Source organism: Burkholderia sp. BE17 (assembly GCF_009362305.1).
GTDB classification, from domain to species: Bacteria; Pseudomonadota; Gammaproteobacteria; order Burkholderiales; family Burkholderiaceae; genus Burkholderia; species Burkholderia pyrrocinia_C.
Genome location: NZ_WHNU01000016.1, coordinates 59,423 through 84,141, shown reverse-complemented (window position 1 = coordinate 84,141; position 24,719 = coordinate 59,423). Strand labels below are relative to the sequence as shown.

Sequence of the window (24,719 nt, the reverse complement as noted above, 5' to 3'; positions counted from 1 at the left end):
GGCTTCGCCGCTTTACGCGCGTTGTCGTTCACGTTCATTTCATTGAAAATCCGGCTGAAAACCCTTCCGTGCCGACCGGGGATCCGCCGCGCCGGAAACCTGAATTCCTCGCGTGTATCCGCGCGAATCGATGCTTCGTTCGTTTCATTCCGGCATACGAATCGTCGATCCGGCTGCCATGGCTAGACTCGCGCAGCAGCGATTCCGATCGCTTCCAGCGCCGAGCCGATGTCGGACAGCCGCGCAACGACGTCGACGTCCGATTCGGCTTCCGCGTGGCCGGGCCGGTCGCCCGCCAACAGGAAGCGGCGCCCCACGCCGGCGCGCGCGCCGGCATCGAGATCGGATCGCTTGTCGCCGACCAGGATCGATGCGGACATATCGAGGTCGAGATCGCGCCGTGCGTCGTTCAGCATCCCGGGTTGCGGTTTCCTGCACGCGCATGCCTGCCGGTAGCGCCCCATGCCGGCCACCGGGTGGTGCGGGCAGAAATAGACGCGGTCGATTCTCGCGCCGCGCTCCTCGAACCTGCGGCGCATCCAGTCCATGAACGCGACGAACTGCGACTCCGAAAAATACCCGCGGCCGATACCGGCCTGATTCGTTACGACGACCACCTGGTGGCCGGTCGCATTGGCAAGTCGCACGAGATCGAAGATGCCGTCGACGAACACGCAGTCCTGCTGCCGGTGCACGTATCCGTAGTCGACGTTGATCACGCCGTCGCGATCCAGGAAAAGGGCTTTACGCTTCACGGGTCCCGGTCTCCAGCATCAGCGGAATGACGGTTTGCGCACGCTCGTAATCCGCCGGCACGCCGATATCGATAAACTCCGTGACCTCGGGAAACACGCGGATATCGAGCGCGGCGCCCCGTTCGCCCAGGAAATCCTGCTCGAACGAGAATTTCGCCGGGAGATCGAAGCCAAGCAGCGTCCGCGCATTGACGACATACGTGCCCGCATTGATGTAGCCCCGTGCCGGACGCTTCTCGCGGAATGCCGACAACCTGCACGACACCGCGTCGAAATCGAGCGTGCCGTAGCGCGAAGCGTCATCGACCTGCGCAGCCGCCACGACGAGATCGGGGCGCGTCGCGTGATAGAACGCCGACAACGACCTCAAATCCGGATTCGACAACGTATCGCCATTCATCACGATCATGTCGGTTGCACCGCGGGCCTTCATCGCGTGCACGATCGCGCCGCCGGTTCCGAGCGGCTCGTCTTCCTCGATGACGGAAATCGCGAGCCCGAAGTTGCGGGACTTCACGAGCTCCTTGATCGGGCCGCTGCCGTAGCCGAGCGACAGCACCACGTCCGTCACGCCCCGCTGCAGGAGCCCTCTCAGCATCCAGCACAGAAACGGCTCGCCATCGATCGATGCGAGCGCCTTCGGCATCGCGTCGCCCAACACCGGGCGCAGCCGCGTGCCGAGGCCGCCCGCAAGGATCAGGCATGGCAACATCGCGTTCATCCGAAGATCCGCTCTTCGACGATGCCGCAAATGATGTGGCCGCACACGAGATGCCCTTCCTGGATCTTCGGTGTCGACGCGGACGGAATCTCGATGCTGATGTCGGCGCGCTGACGCATCTCGGCGGCGCCGGGCCCGTTGCCGGTGAACCCGACCGAAAACATGCCGGCCGCCTTGGCCACGTCCAGCGCACGGAGAATGTTCGGCGAACGCCCGGACGTCGAATAGGCCCAGAAGATGTCGCCCGGACGCCCCGTCGCCTGAATCTGACGCTCGAACAGTTTCTCGTATCCGTAGTCGTTGCCGATCGCTGTCATGACCGAGCTGTCCACGGTCAGTGCAAAGGCCGCGAGACCCGGCCGGTCGAAATTGAAGCGGCTGACGAATTCGCCGGCGATATGCTGCGCGTCCGCCGCGCTGCCGCCGTTGCCCGCGAGCAGGATCTTGTTGCCCGTGCGCAGCGCCGCCGTCACGCGCTCCGCCACCTGCTCGATCCGAGCAAGTTGCTCGCGGTCGGACACGAGCGCCGTCAAGACCGCTAGCGTCCGGCGAATTTCGCTCTCTACCCCGATCGTCATTGGTTCTTTCTCCACGACTGCGCGCCGATGTCCGTGAACGTACAGTTGAGCACCTGGCCATTGATCCCGTTGTACGCATCCAGCGCACGCATCACGGCCGACCGGTCGACCGGGTCGACGAAGAACATCATGAAGCCGCCGCCGCCGGCGCCGGACACCTTGCCGGCCTTCGCGCCAGCCCGGACCGCGACCTTGTACAGATCGTCGATCATCGAGTTCGAGATGTTCTTCGCCATCCGCTTCTTCGATTCCCATGCGTCGCGCATCGACGCAGCGAACGTGTCGAAATCGGCGCGCAGCACGGCCTCCTTCATCCGCACGGCCTCGTCCTTGACTTCGTGCAGCGCGGCCAGCGAATCGACGACGCCTTCCGTCACGTTGCTGCTCTGCTCCTTGATGATGTTGGCCGACTCGCGCGATACGCCGGTGTAATACAGCACGAGCGACGCCTCCATCTCGGCCTTGATTTCCTGCTTGATCCGCAACGGATTGACGATCACGCGGTCGCCGTAGAACTCCATGAAGTTCAGCCCGCCGAAGGTCGCCGCGTACTGATCCTGCTTGCCGCCGGCAAGCCCCAGATCCTCTCGTTCGATGTCATGCGCGAGGTGTGCGATATCGTATTCGCCGAGCGGCAACGACAACAGTTCGCAGAAGGCCCTGACCAGCGCGACGACGATCGTCGACGACGATCCGAGTCCGGATCCCGGCGGCGCCTCGGAGCACGTCGTGATCGTGACGGCCAACGGGTAGCCGCCGTGAAAATCCCTGACGATCCGGTTGTAGACGCCGACATGCAACCCGAGCCCGCTCTGCACCTCGAGCACCGGCGACACGGAGCCGATCCACCGCGTGTCGGTATCCGCCGCCACCAGTTCGACCTTCGCGTCGTCGCGCGGCGCGATCGACGCATACGCGAATTTTTCGATCGTCACATTGAGCGCCAGACCGCCGAACCGGTCCGAATAAGGCGGCACATCGGTTCCGCCGCCGCCCAAACCCAACCGCAGAGGAGCCCTCGAACGGGCAATGAAGCGTGTCATGAAATCTCTCGCAGACAATGAGTCGGAAGCCGGCACGATGCCGTGCCCGACCCGCACATCCGTCGCTCATGCCGGAGCCGCTCGCCTGACGCATCGCGCCGGTTGCCGGTGCCGGACCACGAATTCGCATGACCGGGAAGCTGCTGCGTTGCTGCCGGAATGCGCGACCATGTTCGTTGGCGCAACTATGCGATAGATGTGCAACACGCTGAGTGCGATGGCTTACATTAAGCCGCCTCCGCGAAATGGAAGCGGCCAACCTGCGTTACGCTCTGTTCGCGATCGGCAATCGCGACGTGTGAATCGGCATCGAAATCGCCGTCACATCCCCGGCCGGGCATGCCAACGTCATTCCGTCATTGCCAATTTTTGACAATCGATTCCGGAAACGGCCTCGCCATGAAGAACGGACCGGTTGCCGTGGGTTTGAATTCCATCAAGGAGCGTCACGACGATGTGCAGAGCGAAACGGGCTCGCGGCAACCGGCCCGAATTCGATCCGGATAACGTATCAAATGAATGGCAGCAGAAGCCTTGCGGCGACGACTGCGCCGGGCAGCCGTCGCTTCGCAACCAGCCGGCACGCAGCCCGATATCCCGACATCGAAGCGATCGCCCCGAATTCCCTGGTTCAACGATGCTGGACAGAAAAATGAACAACGATCGACCGTTCGATGGCGTGATGCCGGACCACCATCGCACTGCCATGCGCCGCGTGTGCACGGCACTCTCCTTCGCGACCGTCACGATGCTTTCCGCATGCACGGTCGTGCCGGGGCAGCACATGAGCTCGACCGCACTACCGGTCACGACCGCCGAAAACGGCGACGTGACCAGCGACATGCAGGTTCCGGTCGAGCAGATCGACCTGACGCAGATCGAGCGGATCCGGGCCGAACAGAAAGGCACGCCCGCCACGTCCATCCCGCCGAACCTGTTCGCGAAGTCGGACATATACCGGATCGGCGCCGGCGACGTGCTGCAGATCACGGTATGGGATCACCCCGAATTCGCCACTGCCGCGGGGCAGCCGGTGCAGAACACGAAGGCCGCGGACGCTGCGCCCGGATTTGTCGTCGACAGCAACGGCAACGTGCAGTTTCCGTACATACCGCGGTCGATCCACGCGGCCGGGAAAACCGTCGCGCAGATTCAGGGCGAGGTCAAGACCGAACTCGCCAAGGTATTCGTCAAGCCGCAGGTCACCGTTCGCGTGGCATCGTTCCGCGCCACGCAGGTCTATATCGACGGCGAGGTGCGCAACCCGGGCGCACAGGCGATCAACGACATTCCGATGACGCTGATCGAGGCCGTCAGTCGCGCGGGCGGATTTGCGCCGACCGCGGATCAAAGCCGCGTCACGATCACCCGCAATGGCACGATCTACCCGCTGAACGTCGCCCGGATGATGAAGACGGGGAAAAATCCGGCGGACATCGTGCTGAAGCCCGGCGACATGCTGCATGTCGGCGCGCGCGACGACAATCCCGTGTACGTGATGGGCGAAGTGGTCAGGCCGCAAGCCGTTGCACCGCTTCGCGACGGTTCGCTCACGCTGAGCGAAGCGCTCACGCAGGCCGGCCAGCTCAACCAGCAGACTTCGAATGCCAAGCAGGTTTTCGTGCTGCGCAAGGCCGCCGACAGCGCGCCGGTCATCTATCACCTCGACATGCAGTCGCCGGTTTCGATGCTGCTCGCGAACCAGTTCCCGCTGGCGTCGAAAGACATCGTCTATGTCGACAACACTGGGCTCGTCCGTGCGAGCCGCGTGCTGAACCTGCTGCTGCCGGCGATCAGCGCGGGCTTGACCGGCGCACTCGTCACCAAGTAAATCGCGCGTTCCGGCCGGGCCGCGCTGGCCTGCGCGTGCCCGGCCCGATTCGATGCGCACGCAACGAGCCGAACCGCCTTCATCGGCGCATTTTCCCGCGCGAATACGTGCATGCAGGTACTTCTTACTCCGCCCTACACCCACTTTCGGGAACGATGACCGTCTTTTCGAAGCGTCGCGCGACCGTGCCGAATAAAGATCGTACGTATCGGTAGAAACACCGATGCTGTAGTCGGACTACATTCATACCATTAGTCGCTGCTGAGAGTCGCTACATCCGATTCGACAGCGTCGAGCGGCCTGTGCGTCGCCGCCCGCGTTGACCGGTCGAGCCCAACCGGCCGTAACGATTCCCCGCCTGGCCTGGCATGCCGACGCACAACCACACTGCATCGCCAGCCGAATGCGTCCGGTGCGAACCCACCGGACGTGCGCAGCTCCAGACATCATTCGAACAACCGGCAATTCGATCATGGAGAGCAACATGCGGGACAAACTCTGGCCGGCCGTCGTGCTGGCAGCGACCCTCTGCACCACCGCCTACGCGGGCAACGCCGATTTCAACTCGCAGGGCGACGCCACCGATGCATTCGCGTCGGCCGCCGCGCAGCGGCGCGCCGACCTGCTCGTGCGCAAGATGACGCTCGACGAAAAACTTCAGTTCATTCATTCGCAATACGAAATGTCGAAGGTGCCGGGCGGTGGCGCCGGCTACATCCAGGGCGTGCCGCGGCTCGGCATTCCCGATCTCAACATGGTCGACTCGGCCACCGGTTCCGGCAGCACGTCGCAGGCCAGCACGACGTTTCCCGCGACGATCGCCGTCGCCGCGAGCTGGGATCGCCGCCTGTCGTACGAATTCGGCAAGCAGGTCGCGATCCAGTTGCGCGCGCAAGGGTTCGGCATGGGCCTCGCCGGCGGCACCAATCTCGCGCGTGAACCGCGCGGCGGCCGCCTGTTCGAGTATCTCGGCGAGGATCCGCTGCTCGCCGGCGACCTGCTCGCCGAACGCACGCTCGCGACGCAGCGGCAGAAAGTCATCGCGACCATCAAGCACTACGCCGGCAACGAACAGGAGCACGGCCGGATGGGCGGCAACACGCAGATCGACGAACGCACGCTGCGCGAGCTCTACCTGCTGCCGTTCGAGATCGCCGCGAAGCGCGGGCGGCCCGGCAGCGTGATGTGCAGCTACAACCGCCTGAACGGCACGTATGCGTGCGAGAACGATCACCTGCTGAACGACGTGCTGAAGAACGAATGGGGCTTCCAGGGCCAGGTGCAGTCCGACTGGGGCGCCGCGCACAGCACCGCCGCCGCGATCAACGCCGGGCTCGACGAGGAAGAAGACGTCGGGCCGACCGTGTACCTGACGCCGGCGGCCGTCAAGCAGGCGATCGCGAACGGCTCGGTGTCGACCGCGCGCCTCGACGACATGGTGCGCCGCAAGCTCGCCGTGATGATCCGCGTCGGCGTGATGGACGATCCGGCCAGGGGCGGCGGCACGATCGATTTCGCGGCCGCGAACCGGTTCGCGCAGGCGGCCTCCGAGCAGTCGATCGTACTGCTGAAGAACGACGGCAACCAGTTGCCGCTTGCCGCGTCCGCGCTGTCGCATATCGCCGTGATCGGCGGCCATGCCGATGCGGCCGTGCTGTCGGGCGGCGGCTCGGGCAACACGCGCGACCCGGTGACCGGTTCGTTCGCGGGCTGCGGCGGCCTGACGTTCGGGTCGTCGACGGGGTGCAGTTGGTGGCGTAATCCGTGGCTGAAGGTCGACGTGCCGATCGTCGCGGCGATCCGCGCGCTCGCGCCGGCCGCGCAGGTCACGTACGCGGGCAACAGCGACCAGCAGTCGCCGTTCCGCGCGTACACGCAGCAGGAGATCGACCAGGCCGCCGCGCTCGCGGGCCGCTCGGACGTCGCGATCGTCGTGGTCGCGCAGCCGGCTGGCGAGGATTTCGGCGAGCTGCAAAGCCTGAGCCTCGCGAACCCGTCGAACCAGGATGCGCTCGTCGAAGCCGTCGCGCGCGCGAACCCGCATACGATCGTCGTCGTCCAGAGCGGCAATCCGGTGCTGATGCCGTGGCAGGACCAGGTGTCCGCGATCGTCGAGGCGTGGTATCCGGGCGAAGCCGGCGGCAAGGCGATCGCGAACGTGCTGTTCGGCGCCGTCAATCCGTCCGGCAAGCTGCCCGTCACGTTCCCCGCGCGCGACCAGGATTCGCCGTCGTGGGGGCAAAACGGCGCGTTCGACAACGATCCCGTCTACGCGGAGAAGCTGAACATGGGCTATCGCTGGTATGACGCGCGCAACATCAAGCCGATGTTCGAATTCGGCTACGGGCTGTCGTATTCGCACTTCGCGTATTCGGGGCTGTCGGTGTCGAAGCAATGGGACGGCTCGCTGAGCGTCGCATTCACCGTGCGCAACGACGGGCGCGTCGCCGGTGCGGAAACGCCGCAGGTCTATCTCGGCGTGCCGTACAAGGATGAACCGCCGAAGCGGCTGGTCGGCTGGGAGAAGATCCGGCTGAATCCGGGCGAAGCACGGCATGTTCGCGTCACGGTGTCGCCGCGGATGCAAAGCGTGTGGGATACGTCGCGCAACGGCTGGCGCGTCGTGCCGGGCGGGACGGTGTATGTCGGTGCGTCGTCGCGCGATATCCGGCTGCAGGGCAACTGAGCGTCGATGAACCGACGGGAGCGCCGCACATGACGTGCGCGGCGCTCCCGCATTGGCTCATCTGCCGACGATCTTCACCGGAACCGCTCAGCCGGCGCCCTGCTCCGGCCGGGCCGATCGACAGATTTCGGCAAGCACATCGAGACCACGCGCCGGCTCGCGCACGAACGGATTCGACTCGTCCCATGCATAGCCGGCCAGGATCGAGCAGATCATCCGCTTGATTTCCGGCGCCTTGTCCTCATGGAAGACGATGTCCTGAAGACCGCCGGAATACCAGCGTTCGACGAATGCGCGGAAGGTATCGATTCCCTTGCGCAGCGGCGTGCCGTAGTCGCGCTGCCAGTCGACCGTCTCGCCGCGCAGGTGCCGCTCGAGCGTCGCGACCGCCAGATGGGACGACCGCAGCGCGATCGTCACGCCCGACGAGAAGATCGGATCCAGGAACTCGCCCGCATTGCCGAGCAGCGCGTAACCGGGGCCGTGAAGGCGCTCGACGTTCGACGCGTAGCCGCCGATGTGCCGCACCGGCATCACGAACGGCTTGCTGCCGACGAGGCGCGCCAGCGTGGGTTCGGTCTGCAGCAACTCGCGCAGCAGCGCTTCGCGATGCGTGTCCGGCACGTCGAGGAATTCTGCCTCCGCCACGCAACCGACCGACGAGCGTCCGTTCGTCAACGGGATCATCCAGAACCACACGTCGCGCCGCTCGGGGTGCACCGCGATGCAGATCTTGTCGCGATCGGTCGATCCCGCAGGCAAGCGATCCTCGACGTGCGAAAAGATCGCGGCGCGCGTCGGCAGCCGCGTCGGCGCCTCGAGATCGAGCAGGCGCGGCAGCACCCTGCCGAATCCGCTGGCATCGAGCACGAACGACGCGTGCACGCGGTAATCGCGCCCGGCTTCGTCCACGACCTCGAGCGTCGGGCGATCGCCCGGCGCAAACGCGCGCACGGTGTGACCGAATCGCACGTCGGCGCCTTGCCGAGCCGCGCAGCGAATCAGCACGTCGTCGAACGTGGCGCGCTCGACCTGATACGCCGTCCCCCATCCTTCCGTAAACTTCTCGCGAAAATCGAACGACGACATCCGGTCGCGATGCACGAAGTACGCGCCGTTCTTGAACTGGAACCCTGCCTCGACGACCGCCTGCAGCATGCCGGCCTCGTCGAGATAATCCATGCTCTGCGGCAGCAGGCTTTCGCCGATCGAGAATCGCGGAAAGTGCTGGCGCTCCAGCACCAGCACCGACCGACCGGCCTTGCGCAACAGCCCCGCTGCAACCGCGCCGGCAGGTCCTGCGCCGATGATCGCAACGTCGACCGATTCCGATTTCATTTCATTCATGCTTGCCTTCCATCCCGGTTCATCCGGCAGGTTGATTCTTTGCGCCGCAATTCGGCGATGCAAACTACAATAATCGCTCAACAAGAGAGACCAACGAGAGGCACATGACAGCTTATCGCACGCGCACGTCCACTTACGTTCCCGAAACCGCATTCGGCATCTGGTTTCTTCGCACGCACACCTGGGAACATCATGTGCTTCGCGTGGCCATCAACGACCTGAAGCGGCTCGTCGCGGCGCCGTTGCCGAAGTCGCCCGTCATCCTCGATGCCGGCTGCGGACAAGGCAAGTCGTTTCGCTTGCTGAACGACGCGTTCGCTCCCGGCAAGATCGTCGGGATCGACTGCCACGACGAATCGCTTGCGCACGCGTCGGACGCAGCCCGGCACTGCGGCGCCCCCGTCGAACTGCGGCATGCCGATTGCGCGAGCATTCCGCTCGCCGATGCAAGCGTCGACGTCGTATTCTGCCACCAGACCTTCCATCACCTCGTCGAACAGGAACGTGCGCTGGCCGAGTTCCATCGCGTGCTGAAGCCGGGCGGCGTGCTGCTGTTCGCCGAGTCGACCGATGCCTATATCAAGTCGTGGGTCATCCGGCTATTGTTTCGACATCCTATGCAGGTTCAGAAAAGCGCGGACGGTTATCTCGCGATGCTGCGTGAAACCGGCTTCGCGTTCGACGCCCGAAACGTGTCGTTTCCGTATCTGTGGTGGAGCCGCGCGAAAGACTTCGGCCTCCTCGAACGCATCGGCCTGCACAGCCCGAAACCCGGCAAGCGTCGCGAGACGCTCGTCAACGTCGCCGCACGCAAGCCGGCCTGAACGGGGCCTGCCATCGGGCAGCCCTCGTTCAGGCTCGCCCGCCGCGCGTCAGTGCTTCAGCGTCACGACCTCGCCCGTCAGCGCCACGCCGGCCACGAATGCGCCCGCACCGCAGGTAAAGTCGGTCGTACTGCTGCGCAACACGTTCCGGTAGTTGCTCTTGATCCCGACGACAGCGTTGCCGCCCTCCTTCCGCGCTCGCGCCTGAAGCTCGAGCGCCGCCGACAGGAACACGTGCTGGCACGCGGCCTCGTCGCTCTTGCCGAACGCGTTGGTCTTCTTGTTGGTCGCGAAGGTGCCGTACGACTTGACGATCTTCGGGTGCGACTGGTCGCCGAAATAGAGCGCGACATCGTCGCCGAGCTTGTCGCCCTCGCTCGTCATCGCGCTCTCGATCGGATAGTTGCCGACAGAATCGCGCGCATGAGCCTGCGACATCGCCAACGTGGCGACGAGCAGCGAGAATGCAATCCGGTATTTCATGCCGTCCTCCGTGTCATTGCTTGTCGAGCAGCACGACGTCGCCGGACACCGCGATCGCGCCGGCGCTGCCGCTCACGCCGCAGGTGTACTCGGTCGTCGAATCGGAACGCTTGTCGTGAAAGCGCGTCGTCACGTTGATGACCGCATTCCCGCCATGATTCTTCGCATATTCGCGCAGACGGTCCAGCGCCGTGCTCAACGCCTGTTCGCACGTCGGCTGTTCCGCGTCGGTCGCACGCCGCACGCGCACCGACTCCGAACGCGGGCCGATGCTGGTCTTCACTGCCGGATGAGCCTGCGCGCCGAAATACAGGCTGACACCCGACGCATCCTGCGCCGTCGCCGACGCGGGCAGCGGCAGCGAACGAACCACGGTGCCGCAGCCCGTCAACAACGTCGCCGCGATCAGCATGCCGGCCAGATGTGCTTTCTGCTTCATTGTTCTTGTCCTCTCAGCTCAGTAGGTTCACTTCAATCGCCTTTCCAGGCATCCAACAACACACTTGCGCAGCTTCCGCCGAACCCGAACGAGATCGACAGCGCGCGCTCGATCCGCGCGGTGCGTGCTTCGCGCACCAGCGGCATCCGTCCGAGCGCCGGATCGGACTCGCCCTCGACCGCCGTGCCGGCAACGAAACCGTCACGCATCATCAGGATCGTGTAGATCGCCTCGTGCGCCCCGCTCGCGCCGAGCGGATGGCCGGTCATGCCTTTCGTCGACGAAAACGGCGGCACGTCGCCGCCGAACACGTCGGCAAGCGCCTTCAGCTCCTCGACATCGCCAAGCGATGTCGACGGTGCGTGCGTGTTCACGTAATCGGGCAGCCGTCCGCCGCCTTCGATCGCCATGCGCATCGCACGCGCGATCCCCGCTGCGTGCGGCGTGGCCATGCCCGCGCCATCCGTGCCCTGGCCGAACCCGGTCAGTTCCGCGTAGATTCGCGCGGCGCGCGAGCGTGCATGGTCGAGCGACTCGAGCACGAGGATGCCCGCCCCCGACGCGATCACGAAGCCGTCGCGGCCGGACGCGTACGGCCGCGACGCCTGCGCCGGCGTGTCGTTGTAACCGGCCGACAACGCGCCCATCGCGTCGAACATCAGCGTCATGTTGTCGTGGAGCGCCTCGCTGCCGCCCGCGAGCACGATGTCCTGGCAGCCCGACCGGATCAGCTGCATCGCATGCCCGATCGCCAGCGCACCGCTCGTGCACGCGGAAGACGGCGAATAGGACACGCCCTCGATGCCGAACAACTGCGCAACGCACGCCGACGCCGTGCTGCTCATCGCACGCGGGACGATATAGGGCGGCGTCTTGTCGATCCCGCGCTGCGCCGCGATCGCCATCGCATCGTCGTAGTCGGCCATCGAGCCGATGCCGGAGCCGATGATCGCGCCGGCGCGCGGCGAGCGCAGCATCGCGGGATCGAGCCCGGCATCGCGGAGTGCCGCGGCCGCGGCATGCGCGCCGAAGCGGGCGGTATCGCCCATGAAGCGCTCGTGCTTGCGCGCGAACGGCACAGCCGCATCGACACTGGCGACGCCCGCGACCTGGCTGCGGAAACCACGTGTGCGCCAGCCGTCGACGCGACGGATAGCGGAGCGGCCGGCACACAGCGCGGCCGACACGTCGTCGAGCGAATTGCCCAGACACGACACGATGCCGAGCCCCGTGACGACGACGCGCGCCGGCGCGTAACCGGCTGCGCTCACGCGACGCCCCTGCGGAAGATCAACGACGTGTTGATCCCGCCGAAAGCGAAGTTGTTGCTCATCGCGAACTCCGCGTCGATCGCGCGCGCGCCGCCGACGATGTAGTCGAGCGAAGCGCAAGCCGGATCGACGCTATCGAGGTTGAGCGTCGGCACGTACCAGTTGCGCTTCATCATCTCGATCGTCCACCACGCCTCGAGCGCGCCGCACGCGCCCAGCGTATGACCGACATAGCTCTTCAGCGAACTGATCGGCATGTTGTCGCCGAACACCGATGCCGTCGCATGGCTCTCGGCGACATCGCCGCGATCGGTCGACGTGCCGTGCGCATTCACGTACGCGATCGCCGCCGGATCGAGCGACGCGTCGCGCAGCGCCAGCCGCATCGCGATCGCCATCGTTTCGGCGGTCGGCTGCGTAATGTGTCCGCCGTCCGAATTGCAGCCGAAGCCGACGATCTCGGCATGGATCGTCGCGCCGCGCGCAAGCGCATGTTCGTATTCCTCGAGCACCAGCGTCGCGGCCCCTTCCCCGACGACCAGACCGTCGCGGCCGACGTCGAACGGCCGCGGCGTCAGTGCGGCGGCATCGTTGCGCGTACTGGTGGCATACAGCGTGTCGAACACCGCGACGGCCGGCCCCGACAACTCCTCGGCGCCGCCGGCGAGCATCAGCGCCTGCTTGCCGGCCGCGATTGCCTCGTAGGCGTAACCGATCGCCTGGCTGCCGGACGCGCACGCCGACGACGCCGGCACGATGCGGCCCTTCAGATCCCAGAACAGGCTGACGTTGACGGCCGTCGTATGCGGCATCATCTGCACGTAGCTGTTCGACGTCACGTCGCGCATCGAGCCGGTCTCGAGCATCGTGCCGAACGCGCGGATCGGTTCGACCGAACCCGACGACGAGCCGTAAGCGACACCCATCCGGCCGTCCTTGATCGACGGGTCGTCAGCGAGCCCGGCATCGGCGAGCGCGAGCTCGCTCGCCCGCACCGCATACAGCGACACCGGCCCCATCGACCGGGTCTTCTTGCGCGGGTACCATGCCGGCGCCGTGAAGCCCGGCAGCGGACACGCGAGCCGCGTATGCAGCGACTCGTAGCAGTCCCACTCCTGCATGCGCCGCACCGCGTTGCGCCCGCCGCGCAGGCGCGCCTCGATTTCCGGCCACGTTTCGCCGAAAGCGGTCACGCCGCCCATTCCCGTCACGACGACTCGCTTCATCACACCATCCCGCCGTTGACGCCGATCACTTGCCGCGTCACATAGGTCGCCGCATCGGACATCAGGAATCCGACCACCGCCGCCACTTCGTCGGGCTGGCCGACGCGTCCCATCGGCACGGTCTGCAGCGCGTGCTCGAGCGGTACGTCATCGAGCATGCCGGTATCGACGAGACCGGGGGCAACGCAATTGACCGTGATGCGTCGCGACGCCAGTTCGACCGCGAGCGCCTTGGTCGCGCCGATCAACCCGGCCTTCGCCGCGCTGTAGTTGACTTGCCCGCGATTGCCCATGACGCCCGATACCGACGCGATCGTCACGATGCGGCCCCCGGCGCGCAACCGCACCATCGGCATCGTCAGCGGATGGACGACGTTGTAGAACCCGTCCAGCCCGGTTTCGATCACGACGTCCCAGTCCTCGTCCGTCAGCGCGGGAAACGCGCCGTCGCGCGTGACGCCGGCGCTGCATACGATGCCGTAGTACGCGCCGTTCGCTGCCACGTCAGCCTCGAGCTGCTGCCGACAGGCCGCGCGGTCGCGCACGTCGAACTGCAGCACGCCCGCCGTGCCGCCCTGCTCGCGGATCGCGGCCGCGACGGCTTCCGCCTGGTCGCGACCGCTGCGGCAGTGAACCGTCACGGAGAAGCCGTCCGACGCGAGGCGCATGGCGACGGCCCGGCCGATACCGCGGCTCGCGCCGGTCACGAGTACTCGCCGAGTCATGAATTGAAACTCCCTTCGATAAAAGACTGAAAATCGTCCGGCTGGTACACCTTGACGATCGCCTCCGCACAGCACCGATCGCCTGCATGGATCTCGCACTCGTAGGCGCCGTGCCCTTCGTCGCCACGCAGCAATTCGCGCGCGGTGATCCGCAATGCCGTGCCGGCGTCGAACGCGGCCAGGTGCGCGGTGTACCGGTTCGCGCCGAGCAGCACGCCCGGTTTCGCTCGCCCGCCCGCATGCCGCGCGAGCAAGCCGACGTGCGCGGCAATCGCCTGCGCCATCAGCTCGATACCGATCCAGGCCGGCATCGCGCCGTCGTCGCCGGCATACCAGGCATCGTCGCGCACGCTCGCGGCCACCTCGATTGCCGTTTCCGAACAGCGTTCGATCGCGTCGAGCAGCAACATCGTGCCGCGATGCGGCAGCACGTCGAGCACGTCGCAAACGGCGATCTCCGCACCGTCGTGCAATGTTTCGGTCAGCGAACCGGTCTGCATGTCAGTTCCCCAGGATCAGGCTGGCATTGCTGCCGCCAAAAGCGAACGAATTGCTCATCACATACTGTCCCGACGCATCGCCGGCCAGCCGGCGTTCCGTTTGCACGAGATCCAGCGCCGGCAACGCCGGATCGGCCTCGCCGTCCCAAGCGTGCGCCGGCAGCGACACCCCGCGCGCGAGCGTCAACCAGCCGAATGCGAGTTCGGTCGCGCCCGCCGCGCCGAGCAGGTGCCCCGTGAGCGGCTTCGTTCCGCTCGCGGGTACGCCGGCGGGAAACACCCGCGCGGTCACGCGCGCTTCCATCTCGTCGTTCAGGCGCGTTGCCGTCGCATGCAGGTTCACATAGCCGATCGCGGACGGCGTCACGCCCGCGTCGGCGAGCGCCGCGCGCAGCGCGTCCTCGGCGCCGAGTCCGGCCGGGTCCGGTGCCGAGATGTGATGCGCGTCGCTCGATTCGCCGACACCGGCAAGCCGCACCGCGGCTTCGTCGCGGCTCATCACGAACACGGCCGCACCTTCGCCGATGGTGATCCCGCATCGGTTGCGGCTCATCGGGTTGGTCCGCGTCGGGCTGACCGATTCGAGCGACGCAAAGCCTTGCAACGTCATCTCGCACAGCGAATCCGCGCCGCCGACGATCACCGCATCGCACAGGTTCAGGCGCAGCAGGCGGCGCGCCGCCGCGAACGCCTTCGCGCTCGACGTACACGCGGTCGACACCGTATAGGCCGGCCCCGCCAGGCCCAGCGCCGCCCGCACGAACGGTGCGGCGGTCCCGATCTCCATCTGCCGGTAATCGAATCCGGGCGGCATCGCGCCGGTCGCCGCTCGCTGCGCGAACGCGTCCTCGGCCGCGCGAATGCCGGACGTGCTGGTGCCGATCACGACACCGATCCGGCGCGGCCCGTGACGCGCCACCGCCGCATCGACGGCGGGCGCGATCTGCGCGAGCGCGGCCAGCAGCAGGCGGTTGTTGCGGCAGTCGAAATGCGTCAGTCGCGCGGGCGGCGCGATATCGAGCGGCGAGCGCACCTGCCCGACCCAGCCGCGGGAAGGTTCCGCCGAGTGCGGGCCCATGCCTGGCGACACGCCGGTGCGAAGTGCGGCGGCGATCTCGTCGACGGACCCGCCGAGCGCATTGACCATGCCGAGTGCCGACAGATAGACGGGCGCCTGTGTCGGGTTCATGCGCGATTCTCCGTATGGGACGGTGTCGCGAGCGGCGCGAACAGGACCGAAAACACGATGCCCAACGCGAGCGTCGTACCGAAGCTGCGCAATGCCGGCATCGCACTCGCGCCCAGCATGCCGAACGACAGCAGCGTCGTCGCGGCGGACAGCAGCACGCCGGTCCAGACGGCGCCGAGATCGGCCGCGTCCCGCAGGCACCCTTCGCGCAGGAATACTGCGTAATTCGCGCCGACGCCGAGCACCAGCATCAGCGCGAGCCAGTTGAACAGCGTCAGCGGCACGTTCGCATAGCCGAACACGGCCAGCGTCACGCCGATCGCCAGCACGACCGGCAGCGTCGTCGCAAGACCGCCGCGCACGCCATAGCGCCACGCCAGCAGACCGGCGACCACGACGATCGCGCCGGCGAGCCACAAGCCGCTGTCGATGCGGTATGCACCGAACAGCCGCGACACGCTCGCGGCCTTGTCGACCCAAGTCACGCCCGGCAGGCCGCGCGCGATCGCTTCGAACGACGCGACGTCCGTCGCATCGGCCCGTTCGGGAATCGCAATCGCCGCGTATACGGGATCGCGCTCGCCGACCTTGCCGAGCCACAGATGGCGGAACGGCGCCGACCATTGCGCGGCCAGCCAGGTATCGACGGACAGCGATGCCCGCGCGTCGCGAGCGAACGCGTCGACCCACGCACGCGCGACATCGTCGCGGAATCCCGCTTGTTCGAGCGTCGCGCGCAACGCCGCCGGATCCGCGAACGCGCGTTCGGCCAACACCGCGCGATTGCGCGCCTGCTGCCGCGCCGACGGCACGAATGCCGCGATCGACTGGACCCGGCCGACATGCAGCGGCGCCAGCGATGCGACGAGCGAGGCCGATCGTTCAAGCACGTCGTCGGGTGTCGCACCCTGGACCACGAAAAACCTGGCCGTGTTCTCGAGGCCGACCGCCGCGCGAATTTCGCCCTCCTGGCGCACCAGGTCCGGATCGCGCTGGATCAGCAACTGGATATCGTCGTCGCTACGCAGCGCGATCCAGCCCGGCATCGCGACGAGCGCGAGCAGCACCGCGGCCGCCATCGCACGCCGCCCGCCCAGCACGGACCGCCAGCCTGCCAGCACGCGCGCGGCACACGCGAACACGCGGGCGGGCGTTCGCTTCGGCGCCTGGGTGAGCATCAGCGGCAGAAACCCCGTCACGGCCGCGAACGCGGCCGCAATGCCGACCATCGCGAAGCAGGCGATCTGCTTCAGTGCCGGAAACGGCACCCACATCAGGATCGCGTAGCCGAGCAGGCTCGTCGCGAGCGCGACCGCGAGCGCAGGTCGCACGGCAGCCGCGCCCCGCCGCGCGTCCCACTGCTTTCCGGCGGATAGATGAACGACGAAATACTGGATCGAATAATCGACCGCTTCGCCGATCAGGCTCACGCCGAACACGAGTGTCAGCAGATGCAGCTTGCCGAACACGAGCAGCGTCGCCGCGAGTGCGCAGGCGATGCCGAACGCCGTCGATGCAAACGCCAGCGCCAGCAGGCGCGGCGTGCGGAACACGCTCGTCAGCAGCAACGCGATGCCGACGAGCGACACCGCGCCGATCACGTGCACGTCGCGCTCCGCGCTCGCGCGCGCGGCTTCCGCGTAAAACACCGCGCCGGCGCGATCGATTCGCACGCCCGGATAAGCCGTGCCGATCGAGCGCTCCGCATCGGCGGTCGCGGTGCGCACCGCCTGCTGGACTTTCGATTCGTATGCCGAACCAGCCAGCGACGTCATCACGAGCACCCCCGTGACACCGTCGCGGTGCGACACGAGCATGCCGTCCTCGAGCGCGAGATTCGACGTTGCCAGCGGCAGGCCCGCGAGCCAGTGCTGGAGCCAGCCGAACGGATCGTCCGCGACGGCGGTCGGCAGGCCGTCGGCCGGCGGCCCGTAGAGTCGCCGGGCCAGCCGGTCGGCAAGCACTGCGTCGCCTCGTTCGAGCGACGCGCGATCGGCCTCGGTCAGCAATCCGAAGCGGGCCGGCAGATAGGTCGCCGCGATCCGCGACACGTCGAACGGGGGCACCTCGACCGTCACCGAGCGAAACGCGCTGCTATGCGTGAGCCGGGCACCGAACTGCTTTGCGGCGGCTTTCGCGCGCGCGGCGTCGCGGTCGGTCACCAGATAGACGGTGCGGCCGCCGAGCATGTTGCCGATCGTCTCGACCGCCTTCTCGGCCACCGGATTCGCCTCGGTCGCGGGCAGCAGCGCCAGCAGGTTCGTCTGCAGCGGCGACGGCCCCGTGAAACGCCAGATGCAGTAAAGCACCGCGACGAGCGCGACCAGGCCCCACGCGGCGCAGCGCAGCCGGCGCCGGGCAAGCCGGGCCGGGACGTCGATCGCGTCGCGCGTCTCGCTCATCAGCGCGTCTCCAGCCACGCGCGCTCGGCCGGCGCGGGACCGTCCACCGGCGTCGCCCGCGTGAATTCGAGCGAGGTTACGTTACCGTTCGCGAACGTCATGTCGAGCCGGCCGAGATACGTGCCGCCGCCCATCTCGAGCGTGCGGACCGCCTGCGCGAGCTGCGGCTGGTTGGGACGAAGGATCATCCGCCAGCGTTCGCGCGTACCGCTCGCTTCGACGTCGAATTGCGCATATAGCGCCGACAGATCGCCGCCGAGCATGTCTCGCATCATCCGCGACACCTGCGCGACGCCGCGGCCGTTGCCGCTCGGCGCGACAAGGCTGCCATCGGCCCCGACTTCGCGCACGCCGCCATCGGTAATCACGTAGGTCGCCTGGTACGGCGTCTGGATCCGCCACACGACACCCGACGCTCGATCGAACAGCATCGAGCCCGTGCTGACGAGCGGCTGCTTCATCGCCGCGAGCGTCTGGGTCTGCCGAAAATCGGCGCGGATTGCGCCGACTCGCGCCAGCCGCGCCGCGATATCGGACACGAGCGCGGTGTTCTCGGGCCGCGCCGCGGCCGACGCTGTCGCCGCCGCCGGAGCCGCTTGCGCAACGCCCGCGACGAACGTCGCGCATGCGCCGAGCGCCGCGAGCAATCCCCGGCAACCTCTGTTCGTCGTCATCGCGCCTGCACCCGTTCGATCAACGCTGCCGGCGAAACGAACTGCAACTCGCGCGTCGCGGCGTCGATGGCCAACTGGACCGTGTACCCCTTCGTCAGGCGCTCGCCCGACCCGGCATCGACGATTTCGTAGCCGATCCTCAGCCGGTTCTCGAATTCGAGCAGCGTCGAGCGCACATCGAGCTGCTGGCCGTAGGTCGCCGGCCGCACATACTTCAGGTGCGCTTCGACGACCGGCCACAGGTAACCCGACGCCAGCATCGCCGGATAGTCGTAGTCGATCATCCGCAGCAACGCCGCGCGTCCGCTTTCGAAATACTTCAGATAGTGGCCGTGCCAGCAGACGTTCATCGCGTCGACGTCGTGAAACGGGACTTCGACACGGGCCGTCGCCGTCAGCGGCGCCAGACGCGCACTCATGCGGTCTCCCTGCAAGACGATGCACCGATCGGGTCGCAGGCGGCGAGCCGGGCAGTCAACGCGCGCAGCTCGGCTTCCAGCGGCCGATCCTCAACCACCAGCGGCGAACGGCTGCCCACGTCGTCGACGAACGCGCGCAGCGCGGGCGACAGGTGCGTGCCGGCGGCATCCCGCTGGCGCAGCCGCACGGCCTGCACGGTCGCGAGCACATGCGCCGCGGCAACCTGCTCCGTGAGCGCGAGCACGCGCAGGCAATCGCGCGCCGCGATCGTGCCCATGCTCACCTTGTCCTGGTTGTGCGATTCCGTGGAGCGCGAGAACACGCTCGCCGGCATCGTGTGCTTCAGCGCTTCCGCCGTCCATGCGGATGCCGAGATCTGCACCGCCTTGTAGCCGTGATTGATGGCCGCGCGATCGCCCGTTGCGCCCGTCAGGTTGCGCGGCAAGCCATTGCTGAACTTGTCGTCGACGAGCAGCGCGAGCTGGCGGTCCATCAGGTCCGCGAGATTGGCCACCGCCGTTTTCAGCGCGTCCATCGCGAACGCGATGTGACCGCCGTAGAAATTTCCGCCGTGCAGCACGCTGCCGTCGTCAGGATCGATCAACGGATTGTCGTTGGCGCTGTTCAGCTCGTTCTCGACATCGCGGCGCACCCACGTCAGCGCATCGCGCGTCACGCCGATCACATGCGGCGCGCAGCGCACCGAATAGCGATCCTGCAGACGGTGCCCCGGCGTGTCGTCGCGACCGGCCAGGTCCGCGCGGATCCATGCCGCCGCGTCGGCCTGCCCGGCATGCGGCTTCGCTTCGAACAGCCGCGCGTCGAAGTGCGCGGCGCGGCCGTCGAGCGCGATGGTCGTCAGCGCGGTCAGGCGTGCGGCGATGCGTGTCAGGTTGTCGGCGCGCGCGAACGCGAGGCAAGCGAGCCCCGTCATCACCGCCGTGCCGTTCATCAGCGCGAGGCCCTCCTTCGGCGCCAGTTGCAGCGGCGCGTGGCCGATCGTGCTCCAGACATCGCGCGCGTCGCATTCGGCGCCGTCGAACAGGACGGTGCGCTCGCCGGCCAGCGCGGCCGCGACATAGGACAGCGGCGTCAGGTCGCCGCTCGCGCCGACGGAACCTTCGGACGGAATCCGCGGCAGGATCCGATGATTCACGAGGTCGGCCAGCCGTTCGAGCAGCATGAATCGCACACCTGAATAGCCGAACGCGAGCGAATTGAGCCGCGCGGCGACGATCGCCAGCGTCTGCTGCGCATCGAACCAGTCGCCCATCCCGCATCCGTGATAACGCGTCAACTGCAGCGGCAGCGCCTCGACGAGCGACGGCGGCACGTCGACAACACACGCGTCGCCGTATCCGGTGGTCACGCCATACAGGATCCCGCCGCCGGCGAGGTAATCGCGCAGCCGTGCCGCGCCGCGCTCGATGCGCTCGCGCCAGCCGATATCCGCATTCAGCTTCACCGGCGCGCCGCCGCGGGCGATCGCGACGACATCCTCGATGGTCAGATGCCGTGCGCCGATCACGACCGGCGCATGGGCCGTTTCGGACCGCACCGCGTCGGGCGTGTGCAATTCGTCGGTCACGTTATGTTCGGCCACGCGGATCTCCATCGGGCCGCGCCCAGAAATCGAAGAAATTGAACCATTGGTAGGGAGCCTTGCGGCAGTAATGCTCGAGCCGTTCGGCATAGCGCTGCGCCCATGCGGCCACGTGTGCCGCGCGTTCGCTGCGCGGCAGCTCGATACGTTCTGAGAACGATTCGAAATAGAGCCGGTGACCGCGCCCTTCCTTGAGGCAGAAGAACAGGTAAACCGGGCATTCGAGCGCGTGCGCAAGGATGTACGGCCCCTGTGCAAACGGCGCGGCGGCATCGAGAAAGCACGCATCGACCGTCTTGCCCGCATCGTGCGGCGGCACGCGATCGCCGACGATCACGAGCAGTTCGCCCGCGTCGATGCGCGACTGCATCATCAGCGCCGTGTCCGGCCCGAAATCCGTCACCTGGACGAGTTGCTTGCCGAAATCCCGGCTCGTCTTCGCCAAGATCTCGTTGAAGCGCTGTGCGTGCTCCGTGTAGACCACCGCGGTCACTTTCGTATGCGCGTCGCGCAATGCGAGTGCCCGCGTCATCTCCAGGTTGCCGAGATGCGCGCCGATCACGAGCGCGCCGCGCCCGCTGGCGGCCAGTGCGTCGAACGCCGACGCGTCGTCGAAGCGCACGTCGAATTCGTCGAGCCGGCCGGACCACGCGACGAACTTGTCGAAGCCCGATTGCGCGAACGCGAGCATGTGCCGGTACGCGGTGCGCCAGCCCGGGCGCGGTGCCGCGCCCGCGCCGCCCGCCCCGCGCAGGCGTGTGAAATAGGCGTTCGAAGCGACGCGCGCGGTGCGGTTGGTCAGCACGAAGTAGCCCACGATCGGATACAGCCACATCGACGTGATGCGCGTGCCGAACCAGCGGCAGCTCAACGCCAGCAACGCCATCCCGACGCGGCTGCCGCGTTCCGGCATGCGCCACCACGACTGCGCCCGGCCCGCGCCCGGCGCGCCGCGTCGCCGGCACAGCCGACGCGCGATCAACCACGGTGCGCGCGCCAGCATGCCCAGCGCCAGTCGCGTATGGCTCGCGCTGATGCGCACGTTGTCGCGCAATACATCGAAATGCGACATGCCGTCTTCCGGATAAACGACACGCGTCGGAATCGTCCGGAACGTCAGGCCGCGCCAGTGAAGCCGCACCAGCACCTCGCTGTCGAACGCCATCCACTTCGGCATCGGCACCGCGTCGATCAGCGTGCAGACCGCATCGACCGGATAGAGGCGGAATCCGCACATCGCGTCGGGAATATCCAGCGACAGCGTCTCGATCCAGACCCACACGTGCGTCAGGTAGCGGCCGTACAAGCGCGCCTTCGGCACGCTTGCATCGAAACATGGACGGCCGAGCACGACCGCGTCCGGTTCCGCTTGCGCGGCCGCGACGAACTTCGGCACATCGGCCGCGTCATGCTGTCCGTCGGCGTCGATCTGGATCGCATGCCGGTAACCGCGGTCGCGCGCCGCGCGCAATCCGGCCATCACCGCCGCACCCTTGCCGCCATTCACCGGCAGCCGCAGCAAGCTCATGCAGTCCGCATACCGCACGGCGAGCCCGGCCAGGGTCTGCTGCGTCGGCTCATCGCTGCCATCGTCGACCACGATGATCGGCAGCCCGTGCACGGCAAGCCGCGCGAGCGTATCGCCGATCGCGTCGCGATGGTTGTAGATCGGGATGACGATACAGACGCCGGTCATTGCACCGCCTCGCGATAAACGAGCGTACCCGACGTGCATTCGCGCGCGCCGCGCCGGAACGCAAAGCGCACGCATCCGCGCGCCGGATCGTGCGCGAGGCGCAATGCGAGCACGGCGCCCGGCGGAACCGGCGCCTTGAACTTCAGATGATCGATCGAGCGGACCGCGAGCGCCGCATCGAACGCGCGGCCGGCAAGCCGGGCGGCCCAGTCGATCTGGACGACGCCGGGAAGAATCGGCATGCCGGGGAAATGCCCGTCGAAATGCGCGAGCGCCGCCGGCACGCGCAGCTCGTAATGCAGGCTGTCGGCGTCGCGCCACTCGGCCAGCAGTTCAAAACCCTCCGCCGTCGGTGCGAACGCGGCCGCGAGCGCCGAGGCCGGCAGCTTGCCGCGCGCATCGAACGGCATCGAGCGGCGGAACCGCCAGTAGCGAGGCAACGCGGCCGCATCGAAATACTCGCCGAGATCGTGCCGCAACGTGGCAGCGAGTGCCACGCGGCCATCGGTCTTCAATATCTGTCGGCCGGTGTCGGTCAATACCGCGACCACGCCGATGTGTGCGCGCGACGTGCCTTCGACGACCGTCGCCGCGGCCTGTCCGATGTATGGATGCAGGAGAATCCGCGTTTCGAGTTCGGGCAGCGACACACGCTTGCCATCGAGCTTCACCACGCGATCGCGACGCCCCGTCAATTCGAAACGTCCCTGCCGATCGAAGCGCGCGGTATCGTCGGTGCGATGCCAGTCGTCGTGGCCGAGATGCGCGGAGCGCACGCTCAGCGCACCGTCGTCATCGCACCGCACATCGATTCCCGCCATCGGCCGCCACGCGCTCGTCAGATCCTGACGGCGCCACGCGATGCCGCCTGTCTCGGTGCTGCCGAATATCTCGAATGGCGCGGCACCGAAGGCCGCCGAATAAACCGACGCCGTTTCCGCCGGCAACGGGCCGCCCGACGAGAAGAACAGGCGCGGCGCGGGATCCTGCATCGGGAAACCCGGCAATGCCGGCCAGCGCATCAACTGCGACGGCGTCGATATGACAATGGCGTCGCCGTATGCCGCGAGCCGCTGCTGCAGTTGCTGCGGTTCGAGCACCGACACGCGGTCGAACGCGCGCCCGACCGCCAACGGCCACAGGATTCTGAAAAGCAGTCCGTAGATATGATGATGCGGAACGCTCGACAGCGCGACCGCCGCACCGACCTGCCCGCCCCATTCGCGTTGCAGCGTACGCACCTCGGCATCGAACTGCGCCAGCGACTTGCGCACCGGTTTCGCGGCGCCGCTGCTGCCCGACGTGTAGAGCGTGATCTCCGCGTCCGGTGCGATCGCGCGCCCGGCGGCCTCGATGCCTCCCACGCACTCGCGCGTGCATTCCGCCAGCGCCGCCGCGTCGAGCAGCAGATCGTACGCGTGTGCGAGCTCGTGCAAGTAACCGGGAGCCGCACTGGCCGGAATCACCGTTTCGCTCGCCGTCGCCATCGCGGCGAAGAACGCGCTTGCGAAATCGTATGGATCGTCGACACAGACCGCGACGCGTCGCGCACCGGCGGCTTCGATCGTTCGCGCGATCGCTTCCGTGCGCGCGCGCAAATCGGCCAGCGTGAAATATGCGTCACCGTCGCGGCAGACGATCGTGGCCACGTCCGCGTCGGCGCACAGAAGGTCGAACAGCGCCATCATGCGACGTCACCCTCGCCGGAGCGCGCCGTTATGAACAAGCGACGCCAGAGCCATTCGCCGGCAAGCAACGCACCGATCAGCACGTACACGATCGCGCCGTTGTAGAGCGCCCACGCGGACCGACTCCAGTACAGCGCCGTATAGATGGAAAACCCGCCATTCACGATGAAGAACGCACACCAGATCTGCGTGACGCGCCGCGTATAGCGAACGATCGTCCGGCTCGGCTCGGGATACCGCAGCCGCGCGAATTTCTCGACCATCGTCGGGCCGCGCTGCAGCGTCGCGCCGAATGCAACCAGCAGGCCGGCGCTCACGCACGCCGGATAGAAACGGAGAAGCCGCTCGCTGTCCGTCACGGCGATCGCGAGCGACAGGACGGTCAAGGCGCCTGCCACGCACCAGTCGTGCGCGGAGAGCCGCTTGAGCGCCATCGCGAGCGCCCCTTTCCCGACCGTGCGCTGCACCCACAGCAGCACGAACAGCAGGCAGCCGACATAGCGCGGCGTCAGCATCTGCCACGCGAACAGGATGACGAGCGGATACACGAGCGCAAGCGCCGCTCGCGCCACGACACCGACCCAACGCGGCCGGACAGCGCCGGTCACTCGCATATGC

General features: G+C 67.1%; 23 protein-coding genes. 3 read left to right on the top strand and 20 right to left on the bottom strand.

Translation table 11 applies throughout. From position 1 onward, the window contains the following. Positions 1-182: 182 nt before the first annotated feature. The 5 genes from gmhB to GD429_RS41075 all read right to left on the bottom strand — a co-directional run bounded on the left by gmhB (position 183) and on the right by GD429_RS41075 (position 3,940). Entirely contained in the window at positions 183-755 is a 573-nt protein-coding gene (gene gmhB / locus GD429_RS15810; protein WP_321574637.1) for a D-glycero-beta-D-manno-heptose 1,7-bisphosphate 7-phosphatase, read from the bottom strand. Continuing rightward, positions 745-1,476, bottom strand: coding sequence for a sugar phosphate nucleotidyltransferase (locus GD429_RS15805; protein ID WP_152857743.1), 732 nt, complete (start codon positions 1,474-1,476; stop codon positions 745-747). Before GD429_RS15805 ends, gmhB begins: the two co-directional genes overlap by 11 nt. Continuing rightward, positions 1,473-2,054: an SIS domain-containing protein gene (locus GD429_RS15800; protein ID WP_152857742.1), complete on the bottom strand. Its 582-nt coding sequence runs from the start codon at positions 2,052-2,054 to the stop codon at positions 1,473-1,475. Before GD429_RS15800 ends, GD429_RS15805 begins: the two co-directional genes overlap by 4 nt. Beyond that, positions 2,051-3,097, bottom strand: coding sequence for a dehydrogenase (locus tag GD429_RS15795; RefSeq protein ID WP_152857741.1), 1,047 nt, complete (start codon positions 3,095-3,097; stop codon positions 2,051-2,053). The genes GD429_RS15800 and GD429_RS15795 overlap by 4 nt, the downstream gene beginning before the upstream one ends. Positions 3,098-3,445: 348 nt before the next feature. Continuing rightward, on the bottom strand, positions 3,446-3,940 hold the full coding sequence (locus GD429_RS41075) for a hypothetical protein (protein WP_227791661.1): 495 nt from the start codon (positions 3,938-3,940) through the stop codon (positions 3,446-3,448). Here GD429_RS41075 and GD429_RS15790 point away from each other — a divergent pair. Together GD429_RS15790 and GD429_RS15785 are read left to right on the top strand one after the other, a co-directional pair. Beyond that, positions 3,846-4,928, top strand: coding sequence for a polysaccharide biosynthesis/export family protein (locus GD429_RS15790; RefSeq protein WP_227791659.1), 1,083 nt, complete (start codon positions 3,846-3,848; stop codon positions 4,926-4,928). The genes GD429_RS41075 and GD429_RS15790 overlap by 95 nt on opposite strands. A gap of 484 nt (positions 4,929-5,412) precedes the next feature. Beyond that, positions 5,413-7,614 carry a glycoside hydrolase family 3 C-terminal domain-containing protein gene (locus GD429_RS15785; protein ID WP_152857739.1) on the top strand — a complete coding sequence of 734 codons (2,202 nt, stop codon included), beginning with the start codon at positions 5,413-5,415 and terminating at the stop codon, positions 7,612-7,614. Positions 7,615-7,701: 87 nt separating this feature from the next. Here the strand turns inward: GD429_RS15785 and GD429_RS15780 are convergent, their stop codons facing one another. Beyond that, on the bottom strand, positions 7,702-8,961 hold the full coding sequence (locus GD429_RS15780) for an NAD(P)/FAD-dependent oxidoreductase (RefSeq protein WP_152857804.1): 1,260 nt from the start codon (positions 8,959-8,961) through the stop codon (positions 7,702-7,704). A gap of 104 nt (positions 8,962-9,065) precedes the next feature. On the opposite strand from GD429_RS15780, the gene GD429_RS15775 reads away from it, so the two are divergent. Continuing rightward, the gene (locus GD429_RS15775; RefSeq protein WP_152857738.1) at positions 9,066-9,785 is read left to right on the top strand and encodes a class I SAM-dependent methyltransferase; all 720 of its coding nucleotides are present in this window, start codon (positions 9,066-9,068) and stop codon (positions 9,783-9,785) included. A gap of 48 nt (positions 9,786-9,833) precedes the next feature. On the opposite strand, the gene GD429_RS15770 is transcribed toward GD429_RS15775, so the two are convergent. The 14 genes from GD429_RS15770 to GD429_RS15705 are packed head-to-tail and all read right to left on the bottom strand — an operon-like array spanning position 9,834 to position 24,715. Next, positions 9,834-10,268 (bottom strand): excinuclease ABC subunit A, encoded by a 435-nt coding sequence (locus tag GD429_RS15770; RefSeq protein WP_152857737.1) that lies wholly within the window; start codon positions 10,266-10,268, stop codon positions 9,834-9,836. A gap of 13 nt (positions 10,269-10,281) precedes the next feature. Further along, a complete protein-coding gene (locus GD429_RS15765; RefSeq protein WP_152857736.1) occupies positions 10,282-10,707 on the bottom strand; it encodes a signal peptidase in 426 nt (141 codons plus the stop codon). 32 nt (positions 10,708-10,739) lie between these two features. After that, a complete protein-coding gene (locus tag GD429_RS15760) occupies positions 10,740-11,978 on the bottom strand; it encodes a beta-ketoacyl-[acyl-carrier-protein] synthase family protein (protein WP_193727115.1) in 1,239 nt (412 codons plus the stop codon). Next, positions 11,975-13,204 (bottom strand): beta-ketoacyl-ACP synthase, encoded by a 1,230-nt coding sequence (locus GD429_RS15755; protein WP_152857734.1) that lies wholly within the window; start codon positions 13,202-13,204, stop codon positions 11,975-11,977. The genes GD429_RS15760 and GD429_RS15755 overlap by 4 nt, the downstream gene beginning before the upstream one ends. Continuing rightward, positions 13,204-13,929, bottom strand: a complete 726-nt coding sequence (locus tag GD429_RS15750) for a 3-ketoacyl-ACP reductase FabG2 (protein WP_152857733.1) — start codon at positions 13,927-13,929, stop codon at positions 13,204-13,206. The genes GD429_RS15755 and GD429_RS15750 overlap by 1 nt, the downstream gene beginning before the upstream one ends. After that, positions 13,926-14,429, bottom strand: a complete 504-nt coding sequence (locus GD429_RS15745; protein WP_152857732.1) for a hotdog family protein — start codon at positions 14,427-14,429, stop codon at positions 13,926-13,928. The genes GD429_RS15750 and GD429_RS15745 overlap by 4 nt, the downstream gene beginning before the upstream one ends. Before the next feature lies 1 nt (position 14,430). Continuing rightward, complete coding sequence (locus GD429_RS15740) at positions 14,431-15,618, bottom strand: beta-ketoacyl-[acyl-carrier-protein] synthase family protein (RefSeq protein ID WP_152857731.1); 1,188 nt, start codon at positions 15,616-15,618, stop codon at positions 14,431-14,433. After that, on the bottom strand, positions 15,615-18,020 hold the full coding sequence (locus tag GD429_RS15735) for an MMPL family transporter (protein WP_152857730.1): 2,406 nt from the start codon (positions 18,018-18,020) through the stop codon (positions 15,615-15,617). The genes GD429_RS15740 and GD429_RS15735 overlap by 4 nt, the downstream gene beginning before the upstream one ends. Next, positions 18,020-18,694: a LolA family protein gene (locus tag GD429_RS15730; protein WP_152857729.1), complete on the bottom strand. Its 675-nt coding sequence runs from the start codon at positions 18,692-18,694 to the stop codon at positions 18,020-18,022. Before GD429_RS15730 ends, GD429_RS15735 begins: the two co-directional genes overlap by 1 nt. Beyond that, on the bottom strand, positions 18,691-19,113 hold the full coding sequence (locus tag GD429_RS15725) for an acyl-CoA thioesterase (RefSeq protein ID WP_152857728.1): 423 nt from the start codon (positions 19,111-19,113) through the stop codon (positions 18,691-18,693). The genes GD429_RS15730 and GD429_RS15725 overlap by 4 nt, the downstream gene beginning before the upstream one ends. Next, positions 19,110-20,729 carry an HAL/PAL/TAL family ammonia-lyase gene (locus GD429_RS15720; protein WP_152857727.1) on the bottom strand — a complete coding sequence of 540 codons (1,620 nt, stop codon included), beginning with the start codon at positions 20,727-20,729 and terminating at the stop codon, positions 19,110-19,112. The genes GD429_RS15725 and GD429_RS15720 overlap by 4 nt, the downstream gene beginning before the upstream one ends. After that, positions 20,704-22,413, bottom strand: coding sequence for a glycosyltransferase family 2 protein (locus GD429_RS15715; protein WP_152857726.1), 1,710 nt, complete (start codon positions 22,411-22,413; stop codon positions 20,704-20,706). The genes GD429_RS15720 and GD429_RS15715 overlap by 26 nt, the downstream gene beginning before the upstream one ends. Next, positions 22,410-24,101, bottom strand: coding sequence for an AMP-binding protein (locus tag GD429_RS15710; protein WP_152857725.1), 1,692 nt, complete (start codon positions 24,099-24,101; stop codon positions 22,410-22,412). The genes GD429_RS15715 and GD429_RS15710 overlap by 4 nt, the downstream gene beginning before the upstream one ends. Next, entirely contained in the window at positions 24,098-24,715 is a 618-nt protein-coding gene (locus tag GD429_RS15705) for a hypothetical protein (RefSeq protein ID WP_227791656.1), read from the bottom strand. Before GD429_RS15705 ends, GD429_RS15710 begins: the two co-directional genes overlap by 4 nt. Positions 24,716-24,719 lie beyond the last annotated feature (4 nt).

Bases quoted from the DNA above. Each gene is read 5' to 3' on its own strand.
- GD429_RS15805 (WP_152857743.1), bottom strand. From the start codon at position 1,476: ATGAACGCGATGTTGCCATGCCTGATCCTTGCGGGCGGCCTCGGCACG.
- GD429_RS15800 (WP_152857742.1), bottom strand. From the start codon at position 2,054: ATGACGATCGGGGTAGAGAGCGAAATTCGCCGGACGCTAGCGGTCTTG.
- GD429_RS15795 (WP_152857741.1), bottom strand. From the start codon at position 3,097: ATGACACGCTTCATTGCCCGTTCGAGGGCTCCTCTGCGGTTGGGTTTG.
- GD429_RS15790 (WP_227791659.1), top strand. From the start codon at position 3,846: ATGCTTTCCGCATGCACGGTCGTGCCGGGGCAGCACATGAGCTCGACC.
- GD429_RS41075 (WP_227791661.1), bottom strand. From the start codon at position 3,940: ATGTCGCTGGTCACGTCGCCGTTTTCGGCGGTCGTGACCGGTAGTGCG.
- GD429_RS15785 (WP_152857739.1), top strand. From the start codon at position 5,413: ATGCGGGACAAACTCTGGCCGGCCGTCGTGCTGGCAGCGACCCTCTGC.
- GD429_RS15780 (WP_152857804.1), bottom strand. From the start codon at position 8,961: ATGAATGAAATGAAATCGGAATCGGTCGACGTTGCGATCATCGGCGCA.
- GD429_RS15775 (WP_152857738.1), top strand. From the start codon at position 9,066: ATGACAGCTTATCGCACGCGCACGTCCACTTACGTTCCCGAAACCGCA.
- GD429_RS15770 (WP_152857737.1), bottom strand. From the start codon at position 10,268: ATGAAATACCGGATTGCATTCTCGCTGCTCGTCGCCACGTTGGCGATG.
- GD429_RS15765 (WP_152857736.1), bottom strand. From the start codon at position 10,707: ATGAAGCAGAAAGCACATCTGGCCGGCATGCTGATCGCGGCGACGTTG.
- GD429_RS15755 (WP_152857734.1), bottom strand. From the start codon at position 13,204: ATGAAGCGAGTCGTCGTGACGGGAATGGGCGGCGTGACCGCTTTCGGC.
- GD429_RS15750 (WP_152857733.1), bottom strand. From the start codon at position 13,929: ATGACTCGGCGAGTACTCGTGACCGGCGCGAGCCGCGGTATCGGCCGG.
- GD429_RS15745 (WP_152857732.1), bottom strand. From the start codon at position 14,429: ATGCAGACCGGTTCGCTGACCGAAACATTGCACGACGGTGCGGAGATC.
- GD429_RS15740 (WP_152857731.1), bottom strand. From the start codon at position 15,618: ATGAACCCGACACAGGCGCCCGTCTATCTGTCGGCACTCGGCATGGTC.
- GD429_RS15735 (WP_152857730.1), bottom strand. From the start codon at position 18,020: ATGAGCGAGACGCGCGACGCGATCGACGTCCCGGCCCGGCTTGCCCGG.
- GD429_RS15730 (WP_152857729.1), bottom strand. From the start codon at position 18,694: ATGACGACGAACAGAGGTTGCCGGGGATTGCTCGCGGCGCTCGGCGCA.
- GD429_RS15725 (WP_152857728.1), bottom strand. From the start codon at position 19,113: ATGAGTGCGCGTCTGGCGCCGCTGACGGCGACGGCCCGTGTCGAAGTC.
- GD429_RS15720 (WP_152857727.1), bottom strand. From the start codon at position 20,729: ATGGAGATCCGCGTGGCCGAACATAACGTGACCGACGAATTGCACACG.
- GD429_RS15715 (WP_152857726.1), bottom strand. From the start codon at position 22,413: ATGACCGGCGTCTGTATCGTCATCCCGATCTACAACCATCGCGACGCG.
- GD429_RS15710 (WP_152857725.1), bottom strand. From the start codon at position 24,101: ATGATGGCGCTGTTCGACCTTCTGTGCGCCGACGCGGACGTGGCCACG.
- GD429_RS15705 (WP_227791656.1), bottom strand. From the start codon at position 24,715: ATGCGAGTGACCGGCGCTGTCCGGCCGCGTTGGGTCGGTGTCGTGGCG.